This is a genomic window from Paenarthrobacter sp. (assembly GCF_031180005.1).
In the GTDB taxonomy this organism is placed as follows: Bacteria; Actinomycetota; Actinomycetes; order Actinomycetales; family Micrococcaceae; genus Arthrobacter.
The window spans coordinates 2,976-6,942 of sequence record NZ_JAPSHI010000053.1; the positions used below are offsets into that span (position 1 = coordinate 2,976).

The window sequence follows — 3,967 nt, forward strand, 5'->3', positions numbered from 1 at the left end:
TAGTGCTCTTGTTCTCCCATCCGAATCAAGACGAAAGCACTCCCTTCGGGTAACGTCCGAACCTCGCCGGCCCATGCGCGGGGGACTTCCTGGGGGCTGGTAACCCCCACTCCACGAACCGATGTTTCAACATGTGGTAAAGGCATGGCTGTTTCTCAGGGTGCTCCCAGACTCGCGGATTAGCGTCCCAAGTATGAGGTAAGAAAAAGCTCAGGAGTGGCACGATGGCTAATAATGCTCTCGGTCAGAATCCCGAGCGGACGCACTTGGCAGTGTTCTTCTGGGTCGTGTGCATCCTTGTGTTGGCAGTCGTCGCTGGCGCGGGAAGGTGATGGGCCCAGCGCTGAACCTGACGCTCGGTCCAACGTCTGAACATAACAAGCGATCCCGTGCAAGGGTTGAAGCTCACTTTTCATCAATGATTGGAGGATGATGCAAATGGACGATTGGGCGCGGGCTCAGCGGAATGCACAAATGGCAGCCCAACAAGCCGCGCAGCAGGCAGCAGCGCAGGCTCAATTCAATGCACAAATGGCAGCCCAGCAGGCAGCAGCCCAAGCTGCGTGGGCCGCCCGAGCAGCGGCCCAGCAAGCACAAAATGCGCAAGACCGGGCCCCCGAAGACACCGCACGGCCAGCCTCCGCCGACGCCAGTGACGCGGCCCGCAAGCATGCCGAAGAAGACCTCAAGTCACTCGACGACGCCCAACGACGCAGCCGCGAAGACGACGAGCTGGCGCAGTACTGGAAGCAGTTCTACGCACGCATGGGTAGGGGAATCGAGGACAAACAACGAAAATCGCAAGAGTACTTAGACCTGGAGGACCGGGCCCAGGTGGACGCCGCTACCCGGGCGTCTCGTTCGGACTTCGGACAGACCCCCGCGTTGCGTGAGGTCTGGGAGCGTGCCAGTAATGAGCAGCCGGATACGAGGCGGGGGTACGATGCGGCGTGCGACGAGTTTTGGAAGATACTCCACAATGAATCAGATCAGGATGCAGGCGCGCATGCGGTTCGGCAGATGCTGGAACTCGCCGGATATAACTTTGGCCGAGGCGAAGGCGCGCCGCTTCTCGACCTGCTTCCACATAGCAATACAAGTGTTTCAACAAAGCAGCTCCAACTTTCAATCGATCACGCCGATCTGGGCAGCAAGGATGGTGGCTGGTTGAGTGCGCATAACCTACGCTTCACGCTTACTGATGACAACGTTGAGAGGAACACCCATTTCAATGCGAAGGATGTGCCATTCAAAGGATGGGAATGGCCCAGGCAGCGGCCACGTCGTCGTTCTGAACTGAACTAGCCGCAATTAGAAGAGGACCTACCGTAGTAATGCCTCTGGCGGCTACCTTGACGGTTCCAAGGTGCACGATGAGCTGCGTCGAAGCGCTCTGGAGGGCCTGGCCGACGTCCTCTTTGGCATTGCTCACGTCGAGCTGTTCAGCCATCGTTATCCCCCAACTCCATTGCAATCCGCTTCCGAACTACTATCGACTGTGGGTGACGACGTTGACCTGACGGCTCGCCAAAGATTACCAGATGGGTCTTGTCTTGATAGCTGAGCCAACGGAGCTATGGGCTGAGTTGGACGAACGGGTTGGGACGCATTTATTGCTCGGGCTGCCGGACGGTCGAATCTGCGGCGTTTTTTGACTCAAGATGTGGACCGCACCGTTTCGTGACTCACGCGCACGAGACGAGGTGGCCAAGCAACGGCTTGACCGTTGCTTGCACCCTAACTCGCCTGCGCTCTACCAGGACGTTCCAGCCCGGCCGCCGGCACCGGCAGAGCACGAGAATCCGGTTCAACACCCAAACCGTAAAGTGCTTCGAGGGCGGCAGTGTAGTCGTCCTGTCTGCCGGCGGCCGCAAGTTCCCGGGCCCTGGCGGTGGGTACATGCATGAGCTGCCGGACCACGCGCCGTAAAGCGAACTCCACGGCTTCCGACGTGGCGGTGCAGCCATGATGGTTTTTCACCCGCGCCAGTTCGCCAGCCAACACCTGCTGCATATGAGCGCGCAGGGCCACGATGGCCGGGTCCAAAAGGCGGGCCTGCCGATCCTCAACGAACCGCAGTGTCGCCTGCCGGACCAGGACGGTGGCCTGCCGGACACCGTCCGAATGCTCGCCCGGTGAGGCAAGCCGCACGTCTTCCAGTGTGATCACGTCAACCCCGGGCAACTCCCCAATTGACGGCTCGAAGTCCCGGCTCAAAGCAAGATCAACGACGACGAGACGCTGCTCCGCGCCCTGCCGGAAACGCCTGAAATCCTCAGCTCCCAGACGGGCTCCGCGGCCACTGCAGCCGATTACCACGTTCGCGCCGCGGATGGCAGCCGGCAGTTCGGACATCGTCAGCGCCGCAGCGCGCCTGGCTGCGGCGAAGGCCCCGGCACGCCCGGACCAGGAGAACACGGAAACGTTCGCGCCGTATCGGGCAGCCAACAGGGCCAAGGTAAATCCGGCGTAGGCACCCGTGCCGATGACAACGACCGACAGGTCCGTTCTTCCGCGGCCGCCCAACTTCGCGACCGCCAGGTCCAGGGCTACGGAAACCATCGAGCGCCCGGCTTCACCCAGAGTCGTCAGGGAGCCGACATCCCGAGCAACCCGGGACGCAGCCTGAAACAGGCGGATAAGGGCCCCACTGGCTGTCTCCGATTCCTGTGCTGCCGTCAGCGAGCGGCGGAGTTGGCCTGCAATTTCCCGTTCGCCGACCACCGCGGAGTCCAGCCCGGCACCCACCAAAAAAAGGTGCTCCGTCATCGCGGTGCCGACGAGGTAGTCCAGGGACTCGCCGAGCTCACGGACCGGGACACCGGAGCAGACGCTGATGACCGACAGGACACGCCTTCGGGCAACGGCTGGATCCGAGCCGGCCCTGATTTCCACGTAAACCTCGAAGCGGTTGCAGGTGGACAGCACGACGGCCCCGGCCACGTCGGCGGATGCGGCAACCTCCGCAGACGTGATCCGCAGCGAACCGGACTCCAGCCGGGCCAGAAATTCCAGACCCGTGCCGCGATGCGAGGCGACCAAGGCAAACACCCGTTCCTCGATTGGCGCCCGCTCCGCGCCGGGCACGTCAGGATTCTCCGACACTACAACCCCCACTTTCCGCTACCTTCGTCCTCGACGACGAGTGCCGAAGGCATCTTTTTGTAGCCACGCGCCGATGCCCGGTTACGTAGCCTAGAGACCTTGCAGACAGCGTGGGCCCGCCACCTTGAGAAATTCTTGTGGGCGGGCCGGTCCGCCACTCTTACTGCAACAATGGATGAGTCGGGTCGGAGGCGCGCGCCAACACGTCGACGTCACCTTGAATGTCATAGTGGGAGGATCGCTAGGATTCTCTATTTACCGTGGATAGTCTGGGACAGGACGCCACCCGACGCGAGGGTCAGGAGAACGTGAGCGAAGCAGTTGCTGCGGTAATCGACCGGAACAATGTCACCATAGTGGGCCGGGATGATGGGCCTGTGATGATGTTTGCCCACGGTTTTGGCTGCGATCAGGCCATGTGGCGGAAGCTGCTGCCCTATTTCATTGATGATTACCGGCTGGTGCTTTTTGATCATGTTGGTGCAGGACACTCCGACATCAGCGCCTATGATTGGGATAAGTACGGGTCCCTGGATGGGTACGCGTCGGACTTGCTTGAGATTTGCGCCGCCCTCGACCTTGATGACGTCATCCTGGTGGGCCACAGTGTCAGCACGATGATCGCCGTGATCGCCGCAGTGCAGGACCGCAACCGTTTTTCCCACCTGGTCCTGCTTGCTCCTTCACCCCGTCACACGGATGACCCGTACGACGGCTACGTGGGCGGATTTTCGCGGGAAGACATCGAGGGCCTGCTGGCATCTCTGGACAGCAATTATTTCGCCTGGGCCGCGGCCTTGGCGCCCATGGTTATGGGCAACCCGCAGGAGCCGGAATTAGCGGAGGACCTGCGTGTCAGCTT

3 protein-coding genes are annotated in these 3,967 nt (G+C 61.3%); 2 read left to right on the plus strand and 1 reads right to left on the minus strand.

Annotated elements, in window-relative coordinates:
• Nucleotides 1-474: 474 nt before the first annotated feature.
• On the plus strand, nucleotides 475-1,305 hold the full coding sequence (locus RIF72_RS19580) for a hypothetical protein (protein WP_309076458.1): 831 nt from the start codon (nucleotides 475-477) through the stop codon (nucleotides 1,303-1,305).
• 432 nt (nucleotides 1,306-1,737) lie between these two features.
• Here RIF72_RS19580 and RIF72_RS19585 read toward each other — a convergent pair whose 3' ends face one another.
• Complete coding sequence (locus RIF72_RS19585) at nucleotides 1,738-3,105, minus strand: glutamyl-tRNA reductase (protein ID WP_309076459.1); 1,368 nt, start codon at nucleotides 3,103-3,105, stop codon at nucleotides 1,738-1,740.
• A 260-nt stretch (nucleotides 3,106-3,365) separates the two neighbouring features.
• Between RIF72_RS19585 and RIF72_RS19590 the strand changes: the two genes are divergently transcribed.
• The coding region (locus RIF72_RS19590) for an alpha/beta hydrolase (RefSeq protein ID WP_309076460.1) at nucleotides 3,366-3,967 on the plus strand (602 nt) is incomplete at its 3' end.

Excerpts from the sequence above, each read along its gene's own strand:
- RIF72_RS19580 (WP_309076458.1), top strand. The coding sequence starts at position 475 with ATGGCAGCCCAACAAGCCGCGCAGCAGGCAGCAGCGCAGGCTCAATTC.